This is a genomic window from Pseudomonas sp. NPDC089547 (assembly GCF_050280665.1).
Lineage (GTDB): Bacteria > Pseudomonadota > Gammaproteobacteria > Pseudomonadales > Pseudomonadaceae > Aquipseudomonas.
The window spans coordinates 46,529-71,576 of sequence record NZ_JBNNVS010000001.1; the positions used below are offsets into that span (position 1 = coordinate 46,529).

General features: G+C 62.3%; 24 protein-coding genes. 21 read left to right on the forward strand and 3 right to left on the reverse strand.

Annotated features, from left to right (window positions below; all coding sequences use genetic code 11):
- Window positions 1-175: 175 nt before the first annotated feature.
- A complete protein-coding gene (gene norR / locus ACQKPZ_RS00110) occupies window positions 176-1,732 on the reverse strand; it encodes a nitric oxide reductase transcriptional regulator NorR (RefSeq protein WP_427534894.1) in 1,557 nt (518 codons plus the stop codon).
- A gap of 154 nt (window positions 1,733-1,886) precedes the next feature.
- Between norR and hmpA the strand changes: the two genes are divergently transcribed.
- The 17 genes from hmpA to ACQKPZ_RS00195 all read left to right on the forward strand — a co-directional run bounded on the left by hmpA (window position 1,887) and on the right by ACQKPZ_RS00195 (window position 19,284).
- Complete coding sequence (gene hmpA / locus ACQKPZ_RS00115; RefSeq protein WP_427534895.1) at window positions 1,887-3,065, forward strand: NO-inducible flavohemoprotein; 1,179 nt, start codon at window positions 1,887-1,889, stop codon at window positions 3,063-3,065.
- A gap of 421 nt (window positions 3,066-3,486) precedes the next feature.
- Window positions 3,487-3,993, forward strand: coding sequence for a disulfide bond formation protein B (locus ACQKPZ_RS00120; RefSeq protein WP_427534897.1), 507 nt, complete (start codon window positions 3,487-3,489; stop codon window positions 3,991-3,993).
- 559 nt (window positions 3,994-4,552) lie between these two features.
- Window positions 4,553-5,497 (forward strand): ubiquinol oxidase subunit II, encoded by a 945-nt coding sequence (gene cyoA / locus ACQKPZ_RS00125; RefSeq protein ID WP_391124349.1) that lies wholly within the window; start codon window positions 4,553-4,555, stop codon window positions 5,495-5,497.
- A 3-nt stretch (window positions 5,498-5,500) separates the two neighbouring features.
- A complete protein-coding gene (gene cyoB / locus ACQKPZ_RS00130) occupies window positions 5,501-7,519 on the forward strand; it encodes a cytochrome o ubiquinol oxidase subunit I (protein WP_391124352.1) in 2,019 nt (672 codons plus the stop codon).
- A 3-nt stretch (window positions 7,520-7,522) separates the two neighbouring features.
- A complete protein-coding gene (gene cyoC / locus ACQKPZ_RS00135; RefSeq protein ID WP_016484942.1) occupies window positions 7,523-8,149 on the forward strand; it encodes a cytochrome o ubiquinol oxidase subunit III in 627 nt (208 codons plus the stop codon).
- A complete protein-coding gene (gene cyoD / locus ACQKPZ_RS00140) occupies window positions 8,149-8,481 on the forward strand; it encodes a cytochrome o ubiquinol oxidase subunit IV (RefSeq protein WP_016484943.1) in 333 nt (110 codons plus the stop codon). The genes cyoC and cyoD overlap by 1 nt, the downstream gene beginning before the upstream one ends.
- Before the next feature lie 11 nt (window positions 8,482-8,492).
- Window positions 8,493-9,380 (forward strand): heme o synthase, encoded by an 888-nt coding sequence (gene cyoE / locus ACQKPZ_RS00145; RefSeq protein ID WP_014861450.1) that lies wholly within the window; start codon window positions 8,493-8,495, stop codon window positions 9,378-9,380.
- A 335-nt stretch (window positions 9,381-9,715) separates the two neighbouring features.
- Complete coding sequence (alaC, locus tag ACQKPZ_RS00150; RefSeq protein WP_427534898.1) at window positions 9,716-10,924, forward strand: alanine transaminase; 1,209 nt, start codon at window positions 9,716-9,718, stop codon at window positions 10,922-10,924.
- Between the two features lie 195 nt (window positions 10,925-11,119).
- Window positions 11,120-12,247, forward strand: a complete 1,128-nt coding sequence (locus ACQKPZ_RS00155; protein ID WP_427534900.1) for a hypothetical protein — start codon at window positions 11,120-11,122, stop codon at window positions 12,245-12,247.
- Between the two features lie 128 nt (window positions 12,248-12,375).
- Window positions 12,376-12,759: a YkgJ family cysteine cluster protein gene (locus ACQKPZ_RS00160; RefSeq protein ID WP_201198567.1), complete on the forward strand. Its 384-nt coding sequence runs from the start codon at window positions 12,376-12,378 to the stop codon at window positions 12,757-12,759.
- Between the two features lie 319 nt (window positions 12,760-13,078).
- Window positions 13,079-13,300 carry a hypothetical protein gene (locus tag ACQKPZ_RS00165; RefSeq protein WP_427534901.1) on the forward strand — a complete coding sequence of 74 codons (222 nt, stop codon included), beginning with the start codon at window positions 13,079-13,081 and terminating at the stop codon, window positions 13,298-13,300.
- Between the two features lie 252 nt (window positions 13,301-13,552).
- Window positions 13,553-14,116, forward strand: a complete 564-nt coding sequence (locus tag ACQKPZ_RS00170; RefSeq protein ID WP_266028538.1) for a GNAT family N-acetyltransferase — start codon at window positions 13,553-13,555, stop codon at window positions 14,114-14,116.
- Window positions 14,117-14,172: 56 nt separating this feature from the next.
- On the forward strand, window positions 14,173-14,700 hold the full coding sequence (locus tag ACQKPZ_RS00175) for a sigma-70 family RNA polymerase sigma factor (protein WP_427534902.1): 528 nt from the start codon (window positions 14,173-14,175) through the stop codon (window positions 14,698-14,700).
- Window positions 14,697-15,668 (forward strand): FecR family protein, encoded by a 972-nt coding sequence (locus tag ACQKPZ_RS00180; RefSeq protein ID WP_427534903.1) that lies wholly within the window; start codon window positions 14,697-14,699, stop codon window positions 15,666-15,668. Before ACQKPZ_RS00175 ends, ACQKPZ_RS00180 begins: the two co-directional genes overlap by 4 nt.
- Before the next feature lie 76 nt (window positions 15,669-15,744).
- Window positions 15,745-18,270, forward strand: coding sequence for a TonB-dependent siderophore receptor (locus ACQKPZ_RS00185; protein ID WP_427534904.1), 2,526 nt, complete (start codon window positions 15,745-15,747; stop codon window positions 18,268-18,270).
- 67 nt (window positions 18,271-18,337) lie between these two features.
- On the forward strand, window positions 18,338-18,877 hold the full coding sequence (locus tag ACQKPZ_RS00190) for a hypothetical protein (protein WP_391124379.1): 540 nt from the start codon (window positions 18,338-18,340) through the stop codon (window positions 18,875-18,877).
- Between the two features lie 20 nt (window positions 18,878-18,897).
- Window positions 18,898-19,284 (forward strand): lysozyme inhibitor LprI family protein, encoded by a 387-nt coding sequence (locus tag ACQKPZ_RS00195; protein ID WP_391124381.1) that lies wholly within the window; start codon window positions 18,898-18,900, stop codon window positions 19,282-19,284.
- 162 nt (window positions 19,285-19,446) lie between these two features.
- Here the strand turns inward: ACQKPZ_RS00195 and mnmH are convergent, their stop codons facing one another.
- Together mnmH and selD are read right to left on the reverse strand one after the other, a co-directional pair.
- Window positions 19,447-20,559 carry a tRNA 2-selenouridine(34) synthase MnmH gene (gene mnmH, locus ACQKPZ_RS00200; RefSeq protein ID WP_427534905.1) on the reverse strand — a complete coding sequence of 371 codons (1,113 nt, stop codon included), beginning with the start codon at window positions 20,557-20,559 and terminating at the stop codon, window positions 19,447-19,449.
- Entirely contained in the window at window positions 20,559-21,593 is a 1,035-nt protein-coding gene (gene selD, locus ACQKPZ_RS00205) for a selenide, water dikinase SelD (protein ID WP_427534906.1), read from the reverse strand. The genes mnmH and selD overlap by 1 nt, the downstream gene beginning before the upstream one ends.
- Window positions 21,594-21,731: 138 nt before the next feature.
- On the opposite strand from selD, the gene ACQKPZ_RS00210 reads away from it, so the two are divergent.
- From ACQKPZ_RS00210 to phnE, 4 genes are read left to right on the forward strand one after another with little or no spacing between them, the layout of a single operon-like run.
- Window positions 21,732-22,586 (forward strand): putative selenate ABC transporter substrate-binding protein, encoded by an 855-nt coding sequence (locus tag ACQKPZ_RS00210; RefSeq protein WP_427534908.1) that lies wholly within the window; start codon window positions 21,732-21,734, stop codon window positions 22,584-22,586.
- Window positions 22,583-23,392: a phosphonate ABC transporter ATP-binding protein gene (locus tag ACQKPZ_RS00215; protein ID WP_427534909.1), complete on the forward strand. Its 810-nt coding sequence runs from the start codon at window positions 22,583-22,585 to the stop codon at window positions 23,390-23,392. Before ACQKPZ_RS00210 ends, ACQKPZ_RS00215 begins: the two co-directional genes overlap by 4 nt.
- Window positions 23,386-24,213, forward strand: a complete 828-nt coding sequence (locus ACQKPZ_RS00220; RefSeq protein ID WP_427534911.1) for a PhnE/PtxC family ABC transporter permease — start codon at window positions 23,386-23,388, stop codon at window positions 24,211-24,213. Before ACQKPZ_RS00215 ends, ACQKPZ_RS00220 begins: the two co-directional genes overlap by 7 nt.
- Window positions 24,210-24,977, forward strand: coding sequence for a phosphonate ABC transporter, permease protein PhnE (gene phnE / locus ACQKPZ_RS00225; protein WP_427534912.1), 768 nt, complete (start codon window positions 24,210-24,212; stop codon window positions 24,975-24,977). The genes ACQKPZ_RS00220 and phnE overlap by 4 nt, the downstream gene beginning before the upstream one ends.
- The last annotated feature ends 71 nt before the right edge of the window (window positions 24,978-25,048 follow it).

Consider the following 25,048-nt stretch of genomic DNA (forward strand, 5'->3'; position numbering starts at 1 on the left):
GTATCCGAATCCCAGGCCCGACTCTTCGGGCCACAACCGCCGTAACAGAGCCCTTGCAGGGGGTGTTTCGCGCAGTCTCGACCAGGCAGTCGAGAAATGGGTGGTTAGGGAGATATAGCAGCCAGGCAGGAAGCAACCAGATGGCTTTCTGGGTTAATCCTTTGGTAGGTAAACCTCAGCGAAGCCCCAGTCGGCGGGCCAATCGGCTCAGATTTGCGCGGTCCAGACCCAGCTCTCGCGCAGCTGCCGCCCAGTTGTCCTGATTGCGTTGCAGGCAGGCTTCGATCACTTGGCGCTGGTAAATATCAACGGCTTCGCGCAGGCCGCCCTCGGGCAGCTCGGCCACGGGTGGCGGGGCTATGGGGGAGGGCAGGGCGCCGGCGGTTGGCGACGGGGCGCGCAGGTCCAGGTCGGTGGCTTGCAGGGTGAGGATGCGTGGCCGGTCGGGGTGCTGGCCCAGCGCCTTTAGCGCCGAACGGCCGATCAGGTGTTCCAGTTCGCGTACGTTGCCTGGCCAGTCGTAGGCCAGCAGCGCTGCCTGGGCTTCGTTGCTCAGGCGCAAGCTGTTGAGACCCAGGCGCGAACGGTTCTGTTCGAGGAAGTAGCCGGCCAATAGCAGCACATCCCGTCCACGTTCGCGCAAGGGCGGTACGTGCAACGGGTACACGCTGAGGCGGTGGTAGAAGTCGGCGCGGAAGTTGCCATTGCGTACTTCTGCCGCCAGGTCCCGGTTGGTTGCAGCGATCAACCGCACATCCACGCGGTGCTCGCGGTCCGAGCCCAGGCGTTGCAACTGGCCGCTTTGCAGCACGCGCAGCAACTTGGCCTGTACCGTCAGCGGCAGTTCGCCCACTTCGTCGAGAAACAGCGTGCCGCCGTTGGCCAGCTCGAACTTGCCCCGGCGCTCGCCGTGCGCACCGGTGAAGGCCCCGCGAACATGGCCGAACAGTTCGCTTTCCACCAGGGTGTCGGGCAGAGCGGCACAGTTGAGGCTGACCAATGGCTTGTCGGCCCGGTTGCTGGCCTGGTGCAGGGCCTGGGCCACCAGCTCCTTGCCAACGCCGGTTTCGCCAGTGATCAGTACGGTCAGGTCGCTACCACCGACCAGGCGGATTTCTTCCACCAGGCGTTTGTGCGCCGGGCTCTGGCCAATCAGCTCTTTGTCCTGGCCGCTGGCCTGGCGGTAGATCTCGGCGCGGTGGTGTTCATCTTCGGCGCGCAGGGCAAGGTGTTCGATGCGTTCGGCCACGGTCACCGTGGCGGCGGCCAGGCTGGCGAAGGCCTGCAGGGCATCCAGTTCCAGGCTCTGGAACTGCCCGGGGGTGAGTGCGTCGAGGGTAACCAGGCCCCACGGGCGCTCATCGACCATCAACGGGCAGCCCATGCAGTCATGCACCTCAAGGTCGGCATCCGGGGCATTGACCAGGCCGTCGTAGGGGTCGGGGAGTTCGGAGTCGCTGGCGAAACGGGTGGGCTCCGGGCGGCTGAGCAATATCTGGAAGCGTGGGTGCTCGCTGACTCGAAAACGCCGGCCCAAGGTGTCGGGGCTCAGGCCATCAACCGCCAGCGGCACCAGCCATTCACCGTCCAGGCGCAGCAGCGCGGCGGCATCGCACGGCAGCAGGCTGCGCATGGCCTGCAGCAGGCGGCGGTAGCGTTCCTGGTCGGGCAAGTCGCGTGACAGGTCACTGACCAGGGGCAGAAGGGCGGTAAGCAGCGGCTTTGCGGTCATATGGACTCCTGTTGGTCAATATGACTATACGCCTGGGCGTGTCGTTTTGACATGGTCGGCTTCAACCCCCTGATTTTACTGGCGAGAAAAGTTGGCACGATTGGTGAAATAGCCAAGCCAGTCATTTGAAGCCACAGGCTCAGGAGTTGTCGCAATGCTCAATGCCGAACAACGTGCAATCATCAAGGCCACTGTACCCCTGCTGGAAAGCGGCGGCGAAGCGCTGACCACCCACTTCTACAAGATGATGCTCAGCGAATACCCCGAGGTACGCCCGCTGTTCAACCAGGCCCACCAGGCCAGTGGCGACCAGCCCCGTGCCTTGGCCAACGGCGTGCTGATGTATGCCCGCCACATCGACCAGCTGGAGCAGTTGGGCGGCCTGGTCGGGCAGATCATCAACAAGCACGTTGCCTTGCAGATTCTGCCGGAACATTACCCGATCGTCGGCAGCTGCCTGCTGCGTGCCATCGAGGAAGTGCTGGGCAAGGAAATCGCCACGCCTGAGGTGATCGACGCCTGGGCCGCGGCCTATGGCCAGCTGGCCGACATCCTGATTGGCGCTGAAGAAAACCTCTATAAAGAGAAAGAACATGCCGAGGGCGGCTGGCGCGGTACCCGCGAGTTCCGCCTGGTTCGGCGTGAGCAGGAAAGCAGCGAGGTCGTGTCGTTCTACTTTGCCCCGGTGGATGGCAAGCCGGTGCTCAAGGCTGAACCTGGGCAATACATTGGCCTGAAGCTGGATATCGACGGTGCCGAGCAGCGCCGCAACTATTCCCTGTCGGCGCTGTGCGATGGCAAGGAATACCGGATCAGTGTCAAGCGCGAGGCGGGCGGCAAGGTTTCCAATTACCTGCACGATGAGCTTGTGGTGGGTGAAACCCTGCAACTGTTCCCGCCTGCCGGTGATTTCACCCTGGCAGCCAGCGATAAGCCGTTGGTGCTGATCAGTGGGGGCGTGGGCATTACCCCGACCCTGGCGATGTTGCAGGCGGCACTGCAAACCCGGCGCGAGGTGCATTTCATCCACTGTGCGCGTAACGGTGCGGTGCATGCGTTCCGTGACTGGATCGATGGCCTGGCGGCGCGTCATCCACAGCTCAAGCGTTTCTATTGCTATGCCGAGCCGGAGGAGGGCGCTGCGGCGGATGCGGTCGGCCTGCTGAGCGAGGACCTGCTGGCCGAATGGCTGCCGCAGGAGCGTGATGTGGATGCCTACTTCCTTGGGCCCAAGGGCTTCATGGCGGCGGTGAAGCGCCAGTTGAAGGCACTGGGTGTGCCGGAGCAGCAGAGCCGTTACGAGTTCTTCGGGCCGGCGGCTGCCCTGGAATGATGTAGCGCCTGTACCGGCCTCTTCGCGGGCTCGCCCGCTCCCACAGGGATAGCGTCAGCCGCACAGGCAGCGCAAGACCTGTGGGAGCGGGCGAGCCCGCGAAGAGGCCAGCACTGGCTTACACGATTACTTCCTGCCTATATATAAGGAAAGATGAAAGCGGGCTCAGCGCTTTCATCATTAATCCTCCGTTAATCACGGTATCCTTCACTCCCGGGTGTCGAGGGGCTTGCCCCTGTGCGGCACCCGGGCAGCAGCTTTTTTTGCCGCCCGGCGTTGAGCCGACCTCGTTGCGGCCGGTCTCAGCCTCACCGGATAGCCCTGCGCAGTGCTATCGCGCCGCTTCCTCGACACGCCCAGCGTGTAGACTTGCGCCCAGGCAGGCGGACCACGCTGCCACTATCCATCGAAGGAACCGGCAATGAACGAACAAACCTCGCGCCTGAATCGGGAACGGCGCTTTCTGGTGCTGTTGGGCCTGATCTGCCTGTCGCTGATCGGCGGCGCCCTCTATATGCAAGTGGTGCTGGGCGAGGCACCGTGCCCGCTGTGCATCCTGCAGCGTTACGCGCTGCTGTTCATTGCCGTGTTCGCCTTCATCGCCGCAGCGATGCCCGGGCGCCGCAGCCTGACCTTCTTCGAGGCCATGGTGGTGCTTAGCGCAATTGGCGGAATCATTGCAGCCGGCAACCATGTGTATATACTCGCCAACCCCATGGTCAGCTGTGGCATCGACACCCTCCAGCCGATCGTGGACGACCTGCCGCTGGCCAAGCTCTGGCCGCTGGCGTTCCAGGTCGACGGCTTCTGCAGCACGCCGTACCCACCGATCCTCGGTTTGTCGCTGGCGCAGTGGGCACTTGTGGCGTTTGTGCTGACTGCCATTCTGGTTCCGCTCGGCATCTACCGCAACCGACGTCAGGGTTAGACAAAAGTCCTGAATTGCATGTGGTCTTTTACGCCGCACGAGAACAGCGAAAAGTTGCCCCCCGCTTGATCCAGATCAATCACGAAGCCTTGTAGAATGCGGCTTTGAGGGCTAGCAAGCGGGGTGCGACAAACTGTCGCGAAGTTGAATTATCGAGCAGCATTGTTACGCATTCTGTAAAAGACTGTTGCTCAATAAGTCATAGTCAAGGGTTGGCGACCTCACTACAATCGCCCCCAATTTCCGTTCGGCACTGCTTGCGAGTCGCAGGATTGAAGGAAGCCCCAGCGCTCCTTTTTGCTGACTTCGTCAAGTTTCGCCCAACGGCGATACCGGGCGGATACCCCTCCGCGTTTTCCCGCACCAAATGGACTTGGTCTGAAGTACAGGCCTGTTGCCTACGAAACCATAAGCACCGCTAACACGCTTGAAGCCAAGGTCCAGCAGTCGGACCCCAGGCCGGAGCGAGTACGGGCGCAAAATGCCTCACTTGGCAGGACGAAGTGTTGGCTACCAAAACACAAATTGCATTGAAGCAAGCTGATCTAGAGGTCGTGAGATGAGTAAAAAGCGTTACCCCAGACTGTTTGGCATATTGCCCGTTTTAGGCATGCTTTTACTCAGTGGGTGCAACTGGACCCTGCTCGACCCGAAGGGCCAGGTCGGCATTGAGCAAAAGAACCTGATCCTGATCGCAACCGGCCTGATGCTGCTGGTGGTGATTCCCGTCATCATCATGACCCTGGCGTTCGCCTGGAAGTACCGTGCTTCCAACAAGGCAGCCACCTACACCCCTGACTGGTCGCACTCGACCAAGATCGAGGCCGCGGTGTGGATCATCCCGATCCTGATCATCATCGCCCTGGGTTACGTCACCTACCACTCCACCCACAAGCTGGACCCATACCGTCCGCTGGATTCGGACGTGAAGCCGATCCAGATCGACGTGGTCGCACTGGACTGGAAGTGGCTGTTCATCTACCCGGAACAGGGCATTGCCACCGTCAACAAGATCAACTTCCCGGCCAACACCCCGGTGAACTTCCGCGTCACCTCCGACGCCGTGATGAACTCGTTCTTCATCCCGGGCCTGGGTGGCCAGATCTACGCGATGGCTGGCATGACCACCAAACTGCACCTGATCGCCAACGAGAACGGTGTGTTTGACGGTATCAGCGCCAACTACAGCGGTGCTGGTTTCACCGGCATGAAATTCAAGGCTACTGCCCAATCCCAGGCCGACTTCGATGCATGGGTCGCCGAGGTCAAGCAGTCGCCGTTGAAACTGGGCAAAGCCGAGTACGAAGCTCTGGCCAAGCCTAGCGAATACAACCCAGTCGCGCTGTACAGCGAGGCGCCAGCAGAGCTGTTCCAGACCATCGTCGACAAGTACGAAGGCATGAACCGCGGCAAGCCGGTCCACGAAGAAGCAGGCAGCAAAGATCTGGCCACAACCAAGGGTGTGGAATCGAGTATGCAACCAGCTGCCGGTGCAGAGGAGTAAGAGATGTTCGGTAAACTAAGCCTGGAGGCGATACCCTATCACGAGCCGATAGTCATGGTGACGCTTGCCATGATCGCGCTCGGCGGTATCGCTGTCGTCGGTCTTATCACCTATTTCCGCAAGTGGACCTACTTGTGGAGCGAGTGGCTGACTACTGTCGACCACAAAAAGATCGGCGTGATGTACATCATCGTCGCGATGGTCATGCTGCTGCGCGGCTTTGCCGACGCCATCATGATGCGTACCCAGCTGGCTGCCGCAACCGGTGGCTCCGAAGGCTACCTGCCGCCTGAACACTATGACCAGATCTTCACCGCTCACGGTGTGATCATGATCATCTTCATGGCGATGCCGTTCTTCACCGGCCTGATGAACCTGGCGGTTCCCCTGCAGATCGGTGCACGTGACGTTGCCTTCCCGTTCCTGAACTCCCTGAGCTTCTACCTGCTGCTGGCAGGCGTGCTGCTGGTCAACATCTCGCTGGGCGTTGGTGAATTCGCCAAGACCGGCTGGGTTGCCTATCCGCCGCTCGCAGGCATCCAGTACAGCCCTGGGGTGGGCGTTGACTACTACATCTGGGCGCTACAGCTATCCGGATTGGGTACGACGCTTACCGGCGTGAACTTCCTCGTTACCGTGATGAAGATGCGCGCACCTGGCATGAAGCTGATGGACATGCCGATCTTCACCTGGACCTGCACCTGGGCCAACGTACTGATCGTTGCTTCGTTCCCGATCCTGACTGCTGCACTCGCACTGCTGACTGTTGACCGTTATCTGGACTTCCACATTTTCACCAACGAGCTTGGTGGGAACCCGATGATGTACGTCAACCTGTTCTGGGCGTGGGGTCACCCTGAGGTTTACATCCTGATCCTGCCGGCCTTCGGCGTGTTCTCGGAAGTAACTTCGACGTTCTCTGGCAAACGCCTGTTCGGCCACCACTCGATGATCTACGCATCGGGCGCGATCGCCATCCTGGGCTTTGCGGTATGGCTGCACCACTTCTTCACCATGGGTGCCGGCGCCAGCGTCAACACCTTCTTCGGCCTGGCGACGATGCTGATCTCCATCCCGACCGGTGTGAAGCTGTTCAACTGGCTGTTCACCATGTACCAAGGCCGCGTGCGCTTCACCGCGCCGATGCTCTGGACCCTGGGCTTCATGGTCACCTTCTCCATCGGTGGCATGACCGGCGTACTGCTGGCCGTTCCAGGTGCTGACTTCGTCCTGCACAACAGCCTGTTCGTAATTGCGCACTTCCACAACGTGATCATCGGTGGCGCGGTATTCGGCTACATCGCCGGTTTCGCCTTCTGGTTCCCGAAAGCCTTCGGCTTCACCCTGAACGAGAAGTGGGGCAAAGCTGCCTTCTGGTTCTGGCTGTCGGGCTTCTACGTTGCGTTCATGCCGCTGTACGCGCTGGGCTTCATGGGCATGACCCGTCGTCTGAACCACTCCGACAACCCACTGTGGGAACCCTACCTGTACGTAGCCGTTGTCGGCGCCGTGCTGATCCTGTTCGGTATCGCTTGCCAGCTGATCCAGATCGTCGTTTCGGTTCGCGACCGCAAAGACAACATGGACGTCACTGGCGACCCATGGGGCGGCCGTACCATCGAGTGGTCCACTTCGTCGCCACCACCGTTCTACAACTTCGCTCACATGCCTGAGAAAGTTGGCCTGGACGCCTGGCACGAAGCCAAGGAAGCCGGCGTTGCGTACAAGGTTCCGGCCAAGTACGAAGCGATCCACATGCCGAGCAACACCTCCACCGGTCTGTTCATGGGGCTGTTCCTGACCGTGTTCGGCTTCGCCTTCATCTGGCACATCTGGTGGCTGGTGGGCGCGAGCCTGTTGGCAACCATCGCAGTCTTCGTTCGCCACGCTGCGCGTGACGACCAGGGCTACATGGTTCCGGCCGAAGAAGTGGCGCGCATCGAAGGCGAGCGCATGAAAGCGCTGGCCAAAGCAGGTGTTCTGCCTGCCGGCGCACGTGTCGAATCGTTTGAGCGGGTGTAATCAATGTCCAGTCAAGTAATGCACGGCGGCGCTGCTCATGGTCACGACCATGGGCATGACGACCACCACCACGACTCGGGCCAGATGACCGTACTGGGCTTCTGGCTGTACCTGATGACCGACTGCATCCTGTTTGCGTCGCTCTTCGCCACCTACGCGGTGCTGTCCGGCAGTTTTGCCGGCGGCCCGTCGGGTCACGACATCTTCCAGCTCGATTTCGTAGCTGTTGAAACGCTGTTCCTGCTGCTGTCCTCGATCACCTTCGGCTTCGCCATGCTGAAGATGTTCGATGGCAAGAAAGCGGGCGTACTGGGCTGGTTGGCTGTGACCTTCCTGTTCGGTGCTGGCTTCATCGCCATGGAAATCTATGAATTCCATCACCTGATCAGCGAGGGCTTCGGCCCGCAGCGCAGTGGCTTCCTGTCGGCGTTCTTCGCCCTGGTAGGTACCCACGGTCTGCACGTGACTGCCGGCCTGATCTGGATGGCAATCATGATGTACCAGATCAACAAGCACGGCATCACGCCGACCGCCAAGACCCGCATGAGCTGCCTGAGCCTGTTCTGGCACTTCCTGGACGTGGTCTGGATCTGCGTATTCACCGTCGTTTACCTGCTGGGGGTTCTGTAATGGCTAGCGCACACGACACTCATCACGAAGGTAACCACGGCAGCGTCAAGTCGTACATGATCGGCTTTGTCCTGTCGATCATCCTGACCGCGATCCCGTTCGCGCTGGCGATGACTGCCAGCCTGCCGAAGAACCTGACCGTTCTGATCATTGTTGCCATGGCCGTGATCCAGGTTGTTGTTCACCTGGTTTACTTCCTGCACATGGACCGCTCGAAAGAGCAACGCAACAACGTGTCGACGTTCCTGTTCACCGTACTGGTAATTGCACTGCTGGTCGGCCTGTCGCTGTGGATCATGTTCAACATCCACATCGAAATGATGGCCAAGTGAGGTAAGACTGCATGTCCGTTAAGCACTTTATCCAAATCACCAAACCGGGGATCATTTTCGGTAACGTGCTTTCCGTGGCAGGCGGTTTCTTCCTTGCCTCGAAGGGCCATGTGGATTTCGCCTTGTTCCTGGCGGTGGTGATCGGTACTTCGCTGGTGGTTGCGTCCGGATGCGTGTTCAACAACTGCATCGACCGTGACATCGACCACAAGATGGAGCGCACCAAGAACCGCGTCATGGTGCAGGGCGGCATGTCGCTGCCCCTCGCGCTGATCTACGCCACCCTGCTCGGGGTGGCGGGTTTCAGCCTGCTGTATGTTCAGGCCAACCCACTGTCGGCGTTCTGCGCGCTGATTGGCTTTGTTGTCTACGTCGGTTTCTACAGCCTGTGGCTGAAGCGTAAATCGGTGCACGGCACCTTGGTCGGCAGCCTGTCCGGTGCCATGCCTCCGGTGATCGGCTACTGCGCCGTCAGCAACAGCTTCGACCTGGCTGCAGTGACCCTGCTGGTGATGTTCAGCCTGTGGCAGATGCCGCACAGCTTTGCCATCGCCATCTTCCGCTTCAAGGATTACAGCGCTGCCAACATTCCGGTCCTGCCGGTGGCACGTGGTGTTCTCGCGGCGAAGAAGCAGATCGTGCTGTACGTACTGGCCTTCGTGCTCGCCACCTTGATGCTTACCCTCGGCGGTTACGCCGGCCTCGGCTACCTGGCCGTGGCGGCTGCCATGGGCCTGTACTGGCTTTACATGGCCTGGGGTGGCTACAAGGCGGAAGACGACAGCAAGTGGGCGCGCAAGGTGTTCGGCTTCTCCATTCTCACCGTTACCGCCCTGAGCGTGATGATGGGTGTGGACAGCCAGACTGCTGCGGACGTGCTGATGACCTACGCACGCTGAAACTGCTGCCTGTTTCACGAAAACCCCGGCCATGTGCCGGGGTTTTTTTATGGGTGTTTTCCTGTACCGGCCTCTTCGCGGGCTTGCCCGCTCCCACAGGTACGGCGCAAGTCTCTGGGCCTGTGGATTACCCTGTGGGAGCGGGCGAGCCCGCGAAGAGGCCAGTACAGGAAACATAAATCCCGGGTTTTCAAACAATACATCTGAAAAAATCTAACAAAACAGGAAATTGTCCTTTACAGGCATCCTGTTTCGGCACTATCTTCTGATCCAGGCCGCCACATCGGCCAACGTCGCTCGGACGGTTCCGGGCGCTTACGTACTCAGAGGAAGCCATGGCCAACCCAGGTTCGCCGCGCCGCTTTGCGCGCATCGATCGTCTCCCCCCTTACGTCTTCAACATCACTGCCGAGCTCAAGATGGCTGCCCGCCGCCGTGGTGAGGACATCATCGACCTGAGCATGGGCAACCCCGACGGTGCCACTCCGCCGCATATCGTCGAGAAGCTTGTGCAGGTCGCCCAGCGTGAAGACACCCACGGGTATTCCACTTCTCGCGGCATCCCGCGCCTGCGCCGGGCCATCTCCAACTGGTACAAGGAACGCTACGAGGTCGACATCGACCCGGAAAGCGAAGCCATCGTTACCATCGGCTCCAAAGAAGGCCTGGCCCACCTGATGCTGGCCACCCTCGACCAGGGCGACACGGTGCTGGTGCCCAACCCCAGCTACCCGATCCATATCTACGGTGCGGTCATTGCCGGCGCCCAGGTGCGTTCGGTGCCGCTGGTGCCGGGTGTGGACTTCTTCAACGAGCTTGAGCGGGCGATCCGCGAGTCGATCCCAAAGCCGAAGATGATGATCCTCGGCTTCCCGTCCAACCCCACGGCCCAGTGCGTGGAACTGGACTTCTTCGAGCGTGTGGTGGCTTTGGCCAAGCAGTACAACGTGCTGGTGATCCACGACCTGGCCTACGCCGACATCGTCTACGACGGCTGGAAAGCCCCTTCGATCATGCAGGTGCCCGGTGCCAAGGACATTGCGGTGGAGTTCTTCACCCTGTCCAAGAGCTACAACATGGCCGGTTGGCGGATCGGTTTCATGGTCGGTAATCCCGAGCTGGTCAGCGCCCTGGCGCGGATCAAGAGCTATCACGACTACGGCACCTTCACGCCGCTGCAGGTTGCGGCCATTGCTGCGCTGGAAGGTGACCAGCAGTGCGTGCGCGATATTGCCGAGCAGTACCGCCAGCGGCGTAACCTGTTGGTGAAGGGGCTGCACGAGCTGGGCTGGATGGTCGAGAACCCCAAGGCTTCGATGTATGTTTGGGCGAAGATTCCGCCGGAGTATGCACACCTGGGGTCGCTGGAGTTTTCCAAGAAGCTGCTGGCCGAGGCCAAGGTGTGCGTGTCGCCGGGGATTGGTTTTGGTGACTATGGTGATGACCATGTGCGCTTTGCCCTGATCGAGAACCAGGACCGTATCCGCCAGGCGATTCGCGGTATCCGCCAGATGTTCCGGGCAGACGGCCAGGCCCGCAAGTAAGCCATTGGGGCCGCTTTGCGGCCCATCGCGACACAAGGTGCTCCTACAGGAGTACGCGATCCCCTGTAGGAGCGGCCTTGTGTCGCGATGGGCTGCAAAGCAGCCCCCGGCTGACTCAAAGGCTACCTTTCCGCCTGCTTTCCCCTGCTCAGCCTACCTATCTTCAGCACTCATTTCTCACCAAAGAGATCCCCCATGAGTGTCTTCACCGCCTATTTTTGCGGCACCGGCTCGCACCGCTTCGACGATGCCAACCCCAACTTCTGGAACGGCGAGCTGGTCTCGACCTTGGCCTCCAACGACCAGGGCCGCGAATTCGCCCACTGGATTGCCGTCGACGGCCCCGGTAGCGGCAACCTGCAGGATGACGACCTGTTCGTCGAACCTGGCGGCTATTTCAACTGGACCGGGCAGCTGTTTGGCCGCGGCTGGGAAGAGAACGTCAACCATGTGCTGCAGGTGATCAAGGGCGAAAGCAGCTGGCAGCGGAAAAAACTCAGCGAAGATGAGTATCAGCGGCTGAAGCAGGCTGGAGTGCCCATCCCCGACGCCTCTTCAACCGCCTCCTGGTTCTGGCGCACCTATGACTATGGCGAACGCCACCCAACCCCGCAGGAGCTTCAGGAGCGCATCATCAGCATGTTCCGCAAGCCGCGCCTGCCCACCCAGGTCAACCTGGTGGGCTGGAGCAGGGGAGGGATCAGCTGCCACATGCTGGCCAATGCCATGGCGCAAGACCCGGTATTGCGGAACATGCCGGTGAATATCTTTGCCATCGACCCAGTGCCAGGGGTTGGCAATGTGCAAACCGAACGTGTCACGTTGGCTGATAACGTCAAGGAATACGTTGGCTTCTACTCGCGAGATGAGCGTTCCAAAGGGTTTGCCTGCGTGATCCCTGCCGTCGCGCAACAGACGCGGATATGCGTGTATCCGATGCCGGGCCGACATGCCACGCTGGTTGGCAATGCTTCGGTGGATGGCGCCGGTGACGGCAAGGTATTGGCGGAACCGGGGTTGATCGTTCGCCATTTTGCCGAGGTGTGCCTGGCGCGCTGGGGCGTGAAACTGGACAAGCGGCTGGCGCTGGATGACGCTCAGTTGATGAAGTGCCACCAAGTCATGGCTGCCGCTGACAAGCAGTATCAGGCCATGCGCAGTCAGTCTTACACGGTACTTACCGAGGGCGAAAAAAGCGACCGTCTGGTGCATTGTGGCCCGGATCGTACCCAGTTCAGCAAGGTACGGGGCGATGAGTTCGACCCAAGCGCGGGCCTTGCCTTGCAGCGCTGGGATGTGTCGACTTACAAAGCGATCTGCTAGCCATGGCGGGCGGCCGGATCAGCGGCAATTTTTTTTGCATTGCCCCTCTATCCAGCCGCCCCTGCTTGGATTAAAAATGGCGCCGCGGGCCAGCCCCGATAACAACAACCTTTCCCCTCCGTGGCATCATGTCTGAATATAACCCTTGCCTTGACTGCGGCGCCTGCTGCGGGTACTTCCGTGTGTCCTTCTTCTGGGGCGAATGCCAGTCTGCCGGGGGCGTTGTGCCGGACGACCTGGTGGTACAGATCAACCCCACCCGCGTTGCCATGATCGGCACCGACGCCAAGCCCTGCCGCTGTGTCAGCCTAGAGGGCGAGATCGGCAAAGAGGTGGCTTGTACCATTTATGCCAACCGGTCCAGCCCGTGCCGCGAGTTTGATGCCTCGTGGGAGGGTGGGGTACACAACCCCAGCTGTGATGATGCGCGGGCCGCGTATGGGCTGCCACCGCTGACTCCGCCGGGGGCTAACGAGCCGCATTGGCCGGATGATGGGGCTGAGGTGGCCTGAAGCATTCAGGTTGCCTGTAATGGCCTCTTCGCGGGCACGCCCGCTCCCACAGGGACCGCACAGTATTTGAACCCTGTGCAGTCCACCCTGTGGGAGCGGGCGCGCCCGCGAAGAGGCCATCAGCTGTAAGAAGATTCTGAACTTGAAACCAGATGCTTCAAGTTGCCAAGGGTTAGGAATTATCCTACGACCTCAGTCGAATGCCGTCTGATAGGCAAGTACTCATCTCAGATATAACGTTCCTGCGTCGCCGTATCTGGTGACCGGGTGTGAGAAGCCCGAAGTTCCGGGTTGCTTCTTAAACACATCCGAGATGACTATGACTAGCTTCGTACCTGATCCATCCGTTACGGACCTTACCTACCCAGCCGCCAAGTCCCAGGCCACCCAGGTCATGGACAACCTCTCCGGCACCATCCTCCAATACCTCGACGCCGAATCCCCAGCCCTGCGTTCCAGCCTGCTGGAAGCGATGTCAGCCCAGACCGACCTGCTACAAGCCCTGCTGGCCCACATGAAAGCGCAGGAGGCCAAGGCATGAGCGAGCACCTCAAATCCCGCACTACCGCCGGCGTGGAGAAATGATATGGAAGTGGGGTTGAATCGCGGCGCCTGAGCGATTTTTGGGGCCGCTTTGCGGCCCATCGCGACACAAGGCCGCTCCTACAGGAGTACGTGATCCCCTGTAGGAGCGGCCTTGTGTCGCGATGGGCTGCAAAGCAGCCCCGGGATGCCGGAACCTTGCACATGAAGTTAAACTGTCATCTCCCCAGCAATGGACAGGAGATCCGGCGTGACCCCACCCCGCAGTTTCCCCAGTGACCTCTGCCTCGACAGCCCGCGCCTGCACTTGCGCCCCATGCGCCATGCCGATGCCGCGCAGTGGCTGGCAATCATGGCCGACCCCGAGGTCATGCGTTATTGGCACCATGCCCCATGGCAAGACCTGGCCGAGGCCGAAAGCGCCCTGGCCGCCGACCGCGAAGCCTATGCCAATGGCGACCAGCTCAAGCTCGGCATGTACCGCCGTGACAACGGCGAACTGATCGGCATGGTCCAGCTGTTCAATATCGACGACATTTCCCGCCGCGGTGAAATCGGCTACTGCCTGGCCAGCGCCGTGCAGGGCAGGGGCTACATGGATGAAGCGCTGACCTGCTTCATCGATTACCTCGCCCACACCCTGCACATGCGCCGCCTGGAAGGCGAAATCGACCCGCGCAACCAAGGCTCGGCACGTACCCTGGAGCGCCAGGGCTTCGTGCTCGAAGGCACCCTGCGGGCACGCTGGTGCGTGGCCGGTGAGCTGTCCGACTCAGGCATTTACGGGCTGTTGCTGGAACCACCTGTTGCATAGTCTTGCGGCGAATAGCTACTATTCGGGAACAATTCTCACTTGCGCCCCGGTGCCCCATGCCCGTAGCCGACTCACCGAGCCAGTACCCGCTTGAACAGCTGTACAGCGAGCACCATGGCTGGCTGTTCAGCTGGCTACGCCGCAAGTTGCGCTGCTCGCACAGCGCAGCCGACCTGGCCCAGGACACTTTCGTGCGCATCCTGGCCTCGCGTGATGCCCTGCTGGGCATGCGCGAGCCACGCGCCTACCTCAGCACCACGGCGCGGCGCCTGCTGATCGACCGGGTGCGCCGGCAGCAGATCGAAGCGGCCTACCTCAGCGAGTTGGCCCTGGCTGCCGAGGCGCTGGAAGGGCATCAATCCCCCGAAAGCATCCTCATCACCCTGGAAGCACTGGAGCAGATCGCCTTCCTGCTCGAAGGCCTGCACGTGAATGCCCGCGAAGCCTTCGTTGGTTACTACCTGGACGACCTGACCCAGCCGCAGATTGCCGAACGCCTGCAGATGTCCCCGCGCATGGTGCGCAAGTACCTGGCCCAGGCCCTGATCCATTGCCACCGCACGCTGGACATTGCCGCACCGTGAACCCGTCGCGTATCGAGCAGGAAGCCGCCGAGTGGGCCCTGAGCCTGGGCGAGGGTGAACTGGATGTCGACGAGGCACGTGAGTTCGACGCCTGGCTGCAAGCCGACCCACGCCACGGCGCCACCTTGCGCCGCATGCAAGGGGTAATCAGCCAGGTGCAGGCGCTGCGCCAGCAGCGCGGGCCGGTGGGGGCCGGGCTGCGCGCCGGCATGCCCGCCCCCACACCACGTTCGGGTGCACGCCGCACGCTGCTCGGCCTGGCCTTGGCGGCCTCGTTGCTCGGCACCTTACCGTTTGCCGGGATCTCGCCGCAGGGCTGGCTGGCCGACCTGCATACCGCGCCGGCCGAGTGGCACAGCCAAACTCTGGAAGATGGCTCGCAACTGACCTTGGCGGGCAACTCTGCCGTGGATGTCGAGTTCAGCGCCGGTGAGCGGCGCATTCGCCTGCTGCATGGCCAGCTGCTGGTGGATGTCAGTCATGACCCGGCGCGGCCGTTCGTGGTGCAGACCGACGAAGGCAGCTTCAAGGCCCTGGGTACGCGCTTTGTGGTCAGCCAAGGCCGCGCCCGCAGTGAACTGACCATGCTGGAGTCGCGGGTCGAGGCCCGCAGTGCCGTATCCGGCGATCAACTGGTCGCCGGGCGCGGCGAGCGGGCCTGGGTGGCGCGTGACGGGGTCGGCCCGTTGCCGGCCATCGACCCGGCGCGGGTCGACCAGGCCTGGCAGCATCACCAGCTGGTGGCCGATGGCGTGCCGCTTGATCAGGTGCTCGATGCCTTGGCCCAGCAGCGCCGTGGCGTGCTGCGTTTCGACCGCCAGGCCATGCAGGCGATCAAGGTATCGGCAGTGCTGCCGCTGGATGACAGCGAACGCGCCCTGCGCCTGTTGGCCGAAGCGTTGCCCATTCGTATCGGCGGGGTTGGCCGCTGGTGGACCACGGTCGAGCCCGTCTCACGAGAAAATTGAACAAGGTGGTTCCGCTTCTGCGCAGTGGCCCGTCAAACAAGAGGCCAACCGATCAAGAACAAGGAGCCGATCCACCATGCGCCGATTCCCTGGCCACCCCGTCCGCAGCCCGCTAGCCCTGGCCTTGCGCCTGTCCTGTGCCGGGCTGGCCCTATCCGTTGCGGCCCTGCCGGCCGTGGCCGAGGAAGCCGCCCGCCATAGCTTCGAGGTGCCCGCCGGCAACCTGGCCCAGGCGCTTGGCAGCTATGCCCAGCAAGCCGGCGTGTCGCTGGCCTTCACCCCGCAGATGCTGGCTGGCCTGCAAAGCAACGGCCTGCATGGCCTGTATGCGGTGGACAGCGGTTTTGCCGTGCTGCTGGCCGGCAGTGGTTACCGGGTGGAGCGCAGCGCCAACGGCTACCGGCTGGTTGCCGAGCCGCAAGCGGCGGTAAGCGGTGACGCGCTGGAGCTGGGCGTGACCACGGTAGCGGGGCAGGGTATGGGCGAAAGTACCGAAAACACAGGTTCCTATGCCCCGGGCCTGCTCAGTGTCGGCTCCAAGACCCCGACCAGCCTGCGCCAGACGCCGCAGTCGGTGTCCACCGTGACCCGCCAGCTGATCGAAGACCAGCAACTGACCGACATCAACCAGGCGATGAAAGTGACGCCGGGTATCGTTACGCAGAGCACCACCTTCCGCACCCAGGACTTTCTCTCGCGCGGTTTCAGCATCCAGAACCTGCAGATCGACGGCGCGGCGCCCCAGGCATTGGGTACCGCCATGGGTTCGTTCTACTCGTCGAACATCTTCGAACTGGCCGAGTTCGACCATATCGAGGTGCTGCGCGGTACCGCTGCGCTGTACGGTGGTTCGGGTGATCCGGGTGGCATCATCAACATGGTGCGCAAGCGGCCGACTTCCTTTAACCAATTGAAGCTGACCCTGTCGGCCGGCAGCTGGGACAACTACCGCCAGGAGTTCGACCTGTCCGGCCCGCTGGGTTGGGATGGCCGCCTGCGCGGGCGGCTGGTGATGTCCAACACCGATCGCCAGTATTTCACCGACAACCGCGCCACCGAGCGGCCGCTGGTGTATGGCGTGCTGGAAGCGGACGTTACCGACGACACCATGCTTACCTTCGGTGCCCGCTACAACAAGTCCCACGAAACCGGCAGCAACAGTTCGGTGCCTCGTTACAGCGACGGTGCTGACCTGAACCTGCCGCGGCACACCGGCCTGACGCAGAAATGGGCCTATGTCGATGCCACTGCGCGTGAGTACTTCGCCAAGGTCGACCACCGCTTCAACGACGACTGGAAGCTCAACGTCAGCTACACCAACACCTGGGACCTCGGGCTGTTCAAGACCGCCACCACCCTGAACGCGGTAGACCCGGTAACCAATACCGGTGCAACCTGGTACGGCACCTCGACCCGCCAAGAGAACGAGCAGCACCTGTATGACGCTAACGTCTCGGGCCACTTCCAGGCCTTTGGCCTGGACCATGAGGTGGTCTTCGGTGCCGACTACCAGAAGATCGACAGCCGCTGGCTAGGGACCGCACCCTTCGCTGCATCGGGCGCGCCGGCCAACCTGTTCGACCCCGACAGCACGCCTTTCGGCGACCCTGGCAACGGGCGTGACTACAAGCGCGACTACAGCCCCAACTCGCAACGCCAGTATGGCCTGTACGGCAGCCTTCGCCTGCAGCTGGCCGAGCCGCTACACCTGATAGTCGGCGCGCGGGCGCAGCGCTTCCACTTCTGGCAGACCTACACCAACAACCTGACGACGCCGGCGAGTATCTCCAGCCCAGAGCAACGTATCGGCACCAAGGTGACGCCGTTCGGTGGCCTGGTCTACGACCTGGATGATCAATGGTCGGCCTATGCCAGCTACTCGGAAATCTACAAACCGCAGTCCAGCAGGATCAGCGGTCCTGCCGAAACCGGCACGGCGCTGGAGCCCATGACCGGCAAGACTTACGAGACCGGCCTCAAGGGTGAGCTGTTCAACGGTGCGCTCAATGCCAGCGTGGCGCTGTACTACACCACTCGCGAAAACGAGGCAGTGCAAGACCCGAACTTCCCGGCGACCAGTGCCGGCTTCTCCGGTAGCTGCTGCTACGTGTCCAACGGCAAGGTGGTGAGCAAGGGCATCGACATGGAGCTGTCTGGCGAGCTGTTGCCGGACTGGATGCTGGTGGGGGGCTACACCTTCAACCTCAACCGCAACCGCAGTTCGGACGCCCCGCTGAGCACGGTGATGCCCAAGCACCTGTTCAAGCTGTACACCACCTACCGGCTGCCGGGTCTCTTGAGCGACTTCAAGGTTGGCGGCGGCGTGCAGGTGCAAAGCGCCACGTACATGAGCGGTACAGTGAATCGCTACGCCAGCAACGGCGCGCTGGTGGAGCGAAACGTACCGTTTGATTTCGACCAGAGTGGCTATGCGATCTGGAACGCGTTGGTCGAATACCGCGTCGATGACCACTGGAACGTCACGCTCAACGGCAACAACCTGTTCGACAAGAAGTACTACGAAACCGTGGGTACTTCGACCTATGGCAACTACTACGGCGAACCCCGCAACTTCATGGTGACCTTGCGCGGCACCTATTGAGGGTTTGGAAGCGGGGCAGGGCCTGGGTTAAGGTCGTACCCTGTCCCGTTTCCCCCAGGAATCCCCCTTGCCCGTTTTCTACCTGAGCATCAGCCTGCTGCTGTACTTGCTCGCCCTGTTCTTCGATGGCGCGCAGATGAGCGGCGATCGCCATATGCCGGCCCTGCAGATGCTGCTGTACGGGCCATGGGGCTTGCCCTTCGGCTTGCACCAATGGTTTGCCAACCCGCTGCTGGCCCTGGCCATACTTGCCCATCGGCGCTTTCGCCGGCTGGCTTTGCTGGCCGGGTTGGCGGCGGCGTACCTGGCAGCCAGCAGCTTCGGCATCACGCGTTTGCCGGATAACCAGACCTACGAATTCCATGACCTCACCGGTTTCGGTGCCGGCTTCTACCTGTGGCTGGCGGCGATTGTGGTGTTTTGCCTGGGCCAGGCGTGGCACTGCTGGAAGGCGCGCCGGGCTGATGACATGCCGGGCTGGAGCTGGCTTGATGTGGTGCTGATTGCGGCACTGGGCGTGGCGTTGTATGCAGCAACGCAGATGCCCTCGCTACGCTTTGAACCGGGCAAGGTACTGATGCCCCCTGAGCAGCCGCAGACGCTGTGATATCCACAAGGAGGATTCGCATGATCAAGCATTACCTGGCAGGCCTGGCGCTGGCCTGCGTGCTGCCGATAGCGGTGGCGGACGATTACACACCGGCCTATGGCCAGTGCATGGACAAGGCCTCCACTACCGTGGCCATGAGTGACTGCATCGGGGCCGAGACGCAGGTGCAGGACCAGCGCTTGAACCGGGTGTACAAGCAACTGATGGGCAGGCTGGATGCCGGGCAGCAGAAGAGCCTGCGCGATGTGCAGCGCAAGTGGCTGGCCTACCGCGATGGCAATTGCCAGTTCCATGTGCAGGCCAGTGGCGGGACCATGGCGCAGCTGGAAGGTGGCAGCTGCCTGATGGACATGACCCGCGACCGGGCGGCGGAGCTGGAGCGGGTGCTTAGCCCGGGGCAGTAGAGCCTTTACAGGAATGATTGGCCTACTCTTGTAGGAGCGGCCTTGTGTCGCGAAAGGGCCGCAAAGCGGCCCCGGGATGTCAGCATCAAGGCAGCAATAGCCGGGGCTGCTGCACAGCCCTTTCGCGACGCAAGGCCGCTCCTACAGGTTATGCAGCGCCTGTCAGATTCGCGGTTCGCGCAGCGCCCGGGCCTTGAGGTATTCGCGCACTTCCAAGCCATCCCCGGCAAACTCTATACGCTCGGCCTTGGCTGCCCGTTGGTAGGCATACATCGGGTCGTAGTACTCGTTCAGCAAGCCTTCGATCCAGACCCGGTGCAGGTCTACCGTGCCGCTGCGCTGCTGCTCTTCCAGGGCTTCGCGCAGAATCGCTGACAAGCGCTGATAGCGCTCGCCACCCAAGCGCTTGTAGATGTTGCCCATGCTTTGCAACATGCGCTCGGCAAACAGCTGGCGGCCTTCTTCCTCGCCATGAACAGCGGCGAACTCGGCACTCAGGTTGACCACATAATCACGCAGGATACGCTCAACACGGTTGGCAAAGCTGTCTTCCAGCCACACCAGCGGGTACTGCTGCATGCCCTGGTACAACTCCAGCGGCACCGTGCAACTGCCAACGATACGGCCTTCATCTTCCAGCACGAACTGCTCGATCCCGCTGGCACGCTTTTTCAGCACATCGATCGCCAGCTGGTTTTCGAAGTCGATCTGCGCGGGTTGCGCAGTAGCGCGCTTGCCGAAGCTGGAGCCACGATGGTTCGCGTGGCCTTCCAGGTCCAGCACGTTGGCCAACTGATGCAGCACATCGGTCTTGCCGGTGCCGGTCAGGCCACCCACCAGCACGAAATCGCATTGGGCCACCGCCTGCTGGGTCGTCTCCAGCAGGAAGGTACGCATGGCCTTGTAGCCACCTTTGACACGCGGGTACTGAATACCCGCCTCATCGCGCAGCCAGCCCTGCACGATCTGCGAACGTAGGCCACCACGGAAGCAGTACAGGTACCCTTGCGGGTGGGCCTGAGTGAAGGCCACCCAGGCGTCCATCCGTGCCTGTTTGGTGGCGCCGCTGACCAGCTTGTGGCCCAGGGCGATGGCGGCCGCCTGGCCCTGTTGCTTGAAGCAGGTGCCGACCTTCTGCCGCTCCTGATCGTTCATCAGCGGCAGGTTGACCACACCGGGGAAGGCGCCCTTGGCGAATTCGACGGGCGCGCGCATGTCCATCATCGGCACATCATTGAGGAACAGATGGCCAAAGTCGGTGCAGTCGGGGCGCATCAGATCACCTCGACCGCGTGGCTCTGTCGCTCGACCAGCTTGCCGATCGGCGCCAGTTGCAGGCCCAGCTCGGCCGCCACGGCAAGGAACTCGGCTTCGCCCTCCAGGGCGACTGCCACCAGCAGGCCACCGCTGGTCTGTGGGTCGCACAGCAGGTGTTTCTGCTCGTCGCTGAGCGCGCCAATCTTGTGGCCGTAGCTGTCGAAGTTGCGCAGGGTGCCGCCAGGGATGCAACCCTCGGCCAGGTAGTGGTCGACGCTGGGCAGGCGCGGAACGGCGGCGTAGTCCAGGTGCGCGGTAAGGCCACTGCCTTCAGCCAGCTCGACCAGATGGCCGAGCAGGCCGAAACCGGTGACGTCGGTCATGGCCTTGACCCCGTCGAGCTTGCCGAAGCGGCTGCCGGGGGTATTGAGGGTGCACATCCAGTCACGTGCCAGGCCCTGGTCCTGCGCACGCAGCCTGGCCTTTTTCTCGGCGGTGGTGAGGATGCCGATGCCCAGGGGTTTGGTCAGGTACAGTTTGCAGCCGGCAGCGGCGGTGTCGTTGCGCTTGAGGTGGCGCTTGCTGACCACGCCAGTGACGGCCAGGCCGAAGATCGGTTCGGGGGCGTCGATGGAGTGGCCGCCAGCCAGCGGGATACCGGCTTCGGCGCACACCGCCCGGCCACCGCGAATCACTTCACGGGCGACTTCCGGTGGCAGCACATTGATCGGCCAGCCGAGGATGGCGATGGCCATCAGCGGGTCGCCGCCCATGGCGTAGATATCGCTGATGGCGTTGGTGGCGGCGATGCGGCCGAAATCGTACGGGTCATCGACGATGGGCATGAAGAAGTCGGTGGTCGAGACCACGCCGCGTTCGTCGTCCAGCGCGTACACGGCGGCATCGTCGCGCGAGGCGTTGCCGACCCACAGCTTCGGGTCCAGGGCCTGGGCGCCACTTTCGGCGAGGATCACGTCCAGCACCTTGGGGGAAATCTTGCAGCCACAGCCGGCACCGTGGCTGTACTGGGTAAGGCGGATCGGCTCGCTCATACGTACCTCGGCAGGTCGAATTGTTGCGCGAGTGTAGCAAAGCTGGCCATTGCGCCTTTGCCTCTTATACTTGCCGTTGTCGGCGGATTAGTCGGCGGTTTTGTTGGCATTGTCCCGCTCTTGAACCGGAGAACACCCATGCTCAAACGCCCCTTGGCGATCGCCGCCGGCCTCGTGCTGTCCTGCTGTGCCGTTGTCGTCCAGGCCGCTGAAACACTGCGGGTCAGCGCCATCCCCGACGAGGCGCCAACCGAACTGCAGCGCAAGTTCAAGCCGCTGGGCGAGTACCTGGCCAGGCAATTGGGCATGGAGGTGAAGTTCGTACCGGTGGCCGATTACCCGGCCGTGGTCGAGTCGCTGGCCGCCGACCGGCTGGACCTGGCCTGGCTGGGTGGCTTTACCTTTGTCCAGGTGCACCTGAAAGACCCGGCTGCCACGCCTCTGGTACAGCGTGAGCAGGACGCGCAGTTCACCTCCAAGTTCATCACTGCCAACCCCGACGTGAAGAGCCTGGCCGACCTCAAGGGCAAGTCGTTCGCCTTCGGTTCCATTTCGTCTACCTCGGGCAGCCTGATGCCGCGTTATTTCATGCTCAAGCAGGACAATATCAAGCCTGAGGACTACTTCAGCCGCGTGGCCTACTCCGGCGCGCATGACGCTACCGTGGCCTGGGTGCAGGCCGGCAAAGTCGATGGCGGCGTGCTCAATGCCAGCGTGTGGCAGAAGCTGGTGGACGCCGGCAAGGTCGATACCGCCAAGGTGAAAGTGTTCGCCACCACCCCGACTTACTTCGACTACAACTGGACCGTGCGAGGCAACATGGCCCCGGCGCTGAAAGAGAAAATCAAGAAGGCCTTCCTCGACCTCGACCCGGCCAACCCCGAGCACAAGGCGATCCTTGACCTGCAGGCCGCCAGCCGTTTCATCGAGACCAAGCCTGAGAACTACGTGGGCACCGAGCAAGCTGCACGCGAGGCTGGCCTGCTCAAGTGACAGCTTCGACCGTGGCCGTTCACCTGCACGGTGCCAGCCTGCGCCATGGCCAGGTACGTGCGCTTGACGCGGTCAATTTGCGCATCGGGCAGGGCGAACGTGTTGCCATCATCGGGCCGTCGGGGGCGGGCAAGTCCAGCTTGCTGCACCTTATGGCCACTGCCATCGAGCCCAGTAGCGGGCGCCTGGAGTTGCTGGGTGAACGGCCCTGGGCGTTGTCCGCCAGGGCACGCCAGCGCCTGCGGGCGCGGGTCGGCCTGGTGCATCAGGCGCCGCCCTTGCCGCCGCGCCAGCGGGTGGTCACGGCGGTGCTGGCAGGCCGCCTGGGGCAGTGGGGTGTGCTGCGTGGTTTGCTCAACCTGCTGTACCCCAGCGATGTGGCAGGTGCGCGCCAGGTGTTGGCTGAGCTGGGTCTGGCCGACAAGCTGTTCGTGCAGTGCGGGCAGTTGTCCGGTGGCCAGTTGCAGCGGGTAGGCATTGCCCGGGTGTTGTATCAGCAACCGCAACTGCTGCTGACCGACGAACCGGTGTCAGCCATGGACCCGGTGCTGGCTGACCACAGCCTGGCCTTGCTCAACCGACATGCCCAGGCCAACGGCGTGACCCTGGTGGCGAGCTTGCATGCCGTTGAGCTGGCGCTGGCGCATTTTCCACGGGTGATCGGCATTCGTGAGGGGCAGGTGATATTTGATTGCCTGGCCGAAGCGGTTACCGAACCGATGCTGGATGCGCTTTATGCCAACGAACAACTGGCTTCGCCGCCCACCCAGGGGCCAACCCTGACCGTGCACATCCCCCGATGCTGAAGGCAGATAGCCGCGACCCGGCCTTGCTGCCGCGGGTGCTGCTCGCTTTGCTGGCCGTGGCGGTACTGTGGCCGGGTATTCAGTTGAGCGAATTGAACCTTGGGGTGCTGTTGCAGGCCGAGAACCGACGGCAGATCGCCGTTTTCACCAGCGCTTTCTGGCCGCCGGCGCATGACGCCGAATTCCTTTCGCTGCTTTACGAAGCCACGTTGCAGACCCTCGCCGTAGCGACTGTTGGCATGGCGCTGGCGCTGCTTTTAGCAATTCCTGCCGGGCTGTTGGCTAGCCGTGCTTTGTCGCTGCGTGCAGCCTCTCGTGCCGGGCGTGCCGGATTGAGGTCGCGCCTTGTGCGCCTGCCGGTGCGCGGGTTGCTGATTTTCCTGCGCAGCGTGCCGGAAATCGTCTGGGCGTTGCTGTTCGTGCGCGCCGTGGGGCTGGGGCCGACGGCGGGTGTGTTGGCCATCGCCATCACCTACAGCGGCATGCTGGGCAAGGTCTACGCCGAAATCTTCGAATCGGTCGACCAGCGCCCGGTCCATGCCTTGTTGCAAGCCGGCAGTGGCCGGTTGACCGCTTTTCTCTACGGCATCCTGCCTAATGCAGCGTCCGAAGTGGTGTCTTACACCGTGTACCGCTGGGAATGCGCGGTGCGCGCTTCGGTGGTGATGGGGTTTGTCGGTGCTGGCGGGCTGGGCCAGCAGATCGACCTGTCGATGCGTATGTTCGCCGGTGCCGAGGTGGCGAGCATGCTGCTGACGTTCCTGCTGCTGGTGATGCTGGCCGACCTGCTCAGCCGCGTGCTGCGCTGGAGGCTGGCATGAACCGGGCAATCAACCTGTTGTTGCTGGGTGCAATCGTGGCGGCGGTAGTGGCCTCGTTCGCTTATCTGGAGCTGGACCTGCATGCACTGGTCGGCAACGGTGGGCTGGGGCAGATGGGGGAATACGCCGGGCGGTTCCTGCACCCGGACCTGTCTGCCGGGCACCTGAAGGCGGTGTGGCGCGGAGCACTGGAAACCCTGGCCATGTCGGGGCTGGGCACCTTGTTGGCGATGGTGCTGGGGATGTTGCTGGCACTGCCGGCGGCCGGACGCTTCGGTTGGCCAGTGCAGGGTGCGGCGCGCTTGCTGCTGAATGCCCTGCGGGCCATACCCGAACTGGTGTGGGCGGCGCTGACCGTGCTGGCGGCCGGGCTTGGGCCCAATGCCGGTACCCTGGCGTTGGCGTTGCACACCGCTGGCGTGCTGGGGCGGCTGTTTGCCGAAGCGCTGGAGAACGCGCCGGCGGAACCTGCTGCGGCGATCCGCTTGCAGGGGGGCAGCCAGGTGGCGGCGTTCTGCTTTGGTACCTTGCCCAACTTGTGGCCGCAGTTGCTGGCATACAGCTTGTACCGCTGGGAGAACAACATCCGCATGGCCAGCGTGCTGGGGTTTGTGGGGGCGGGTGGGTTGGGGCAGATGCTGTACACCACCTTGAGCCTGTTCCAGGAAGCGCAGGCCAGCACGGTGATCATCGGCATGCTGGTGCTGGTGTTGCTGGTGGACATGTTGAGTGATGTGTTGCGCCAGCGTTATGTGCGTGCCTGACCGATAGCCGGGGCCGCGTTGCGGCCCTTTCGCGACACAAGGCCGCTCCTACAAGAGATCGCGATCCCCTG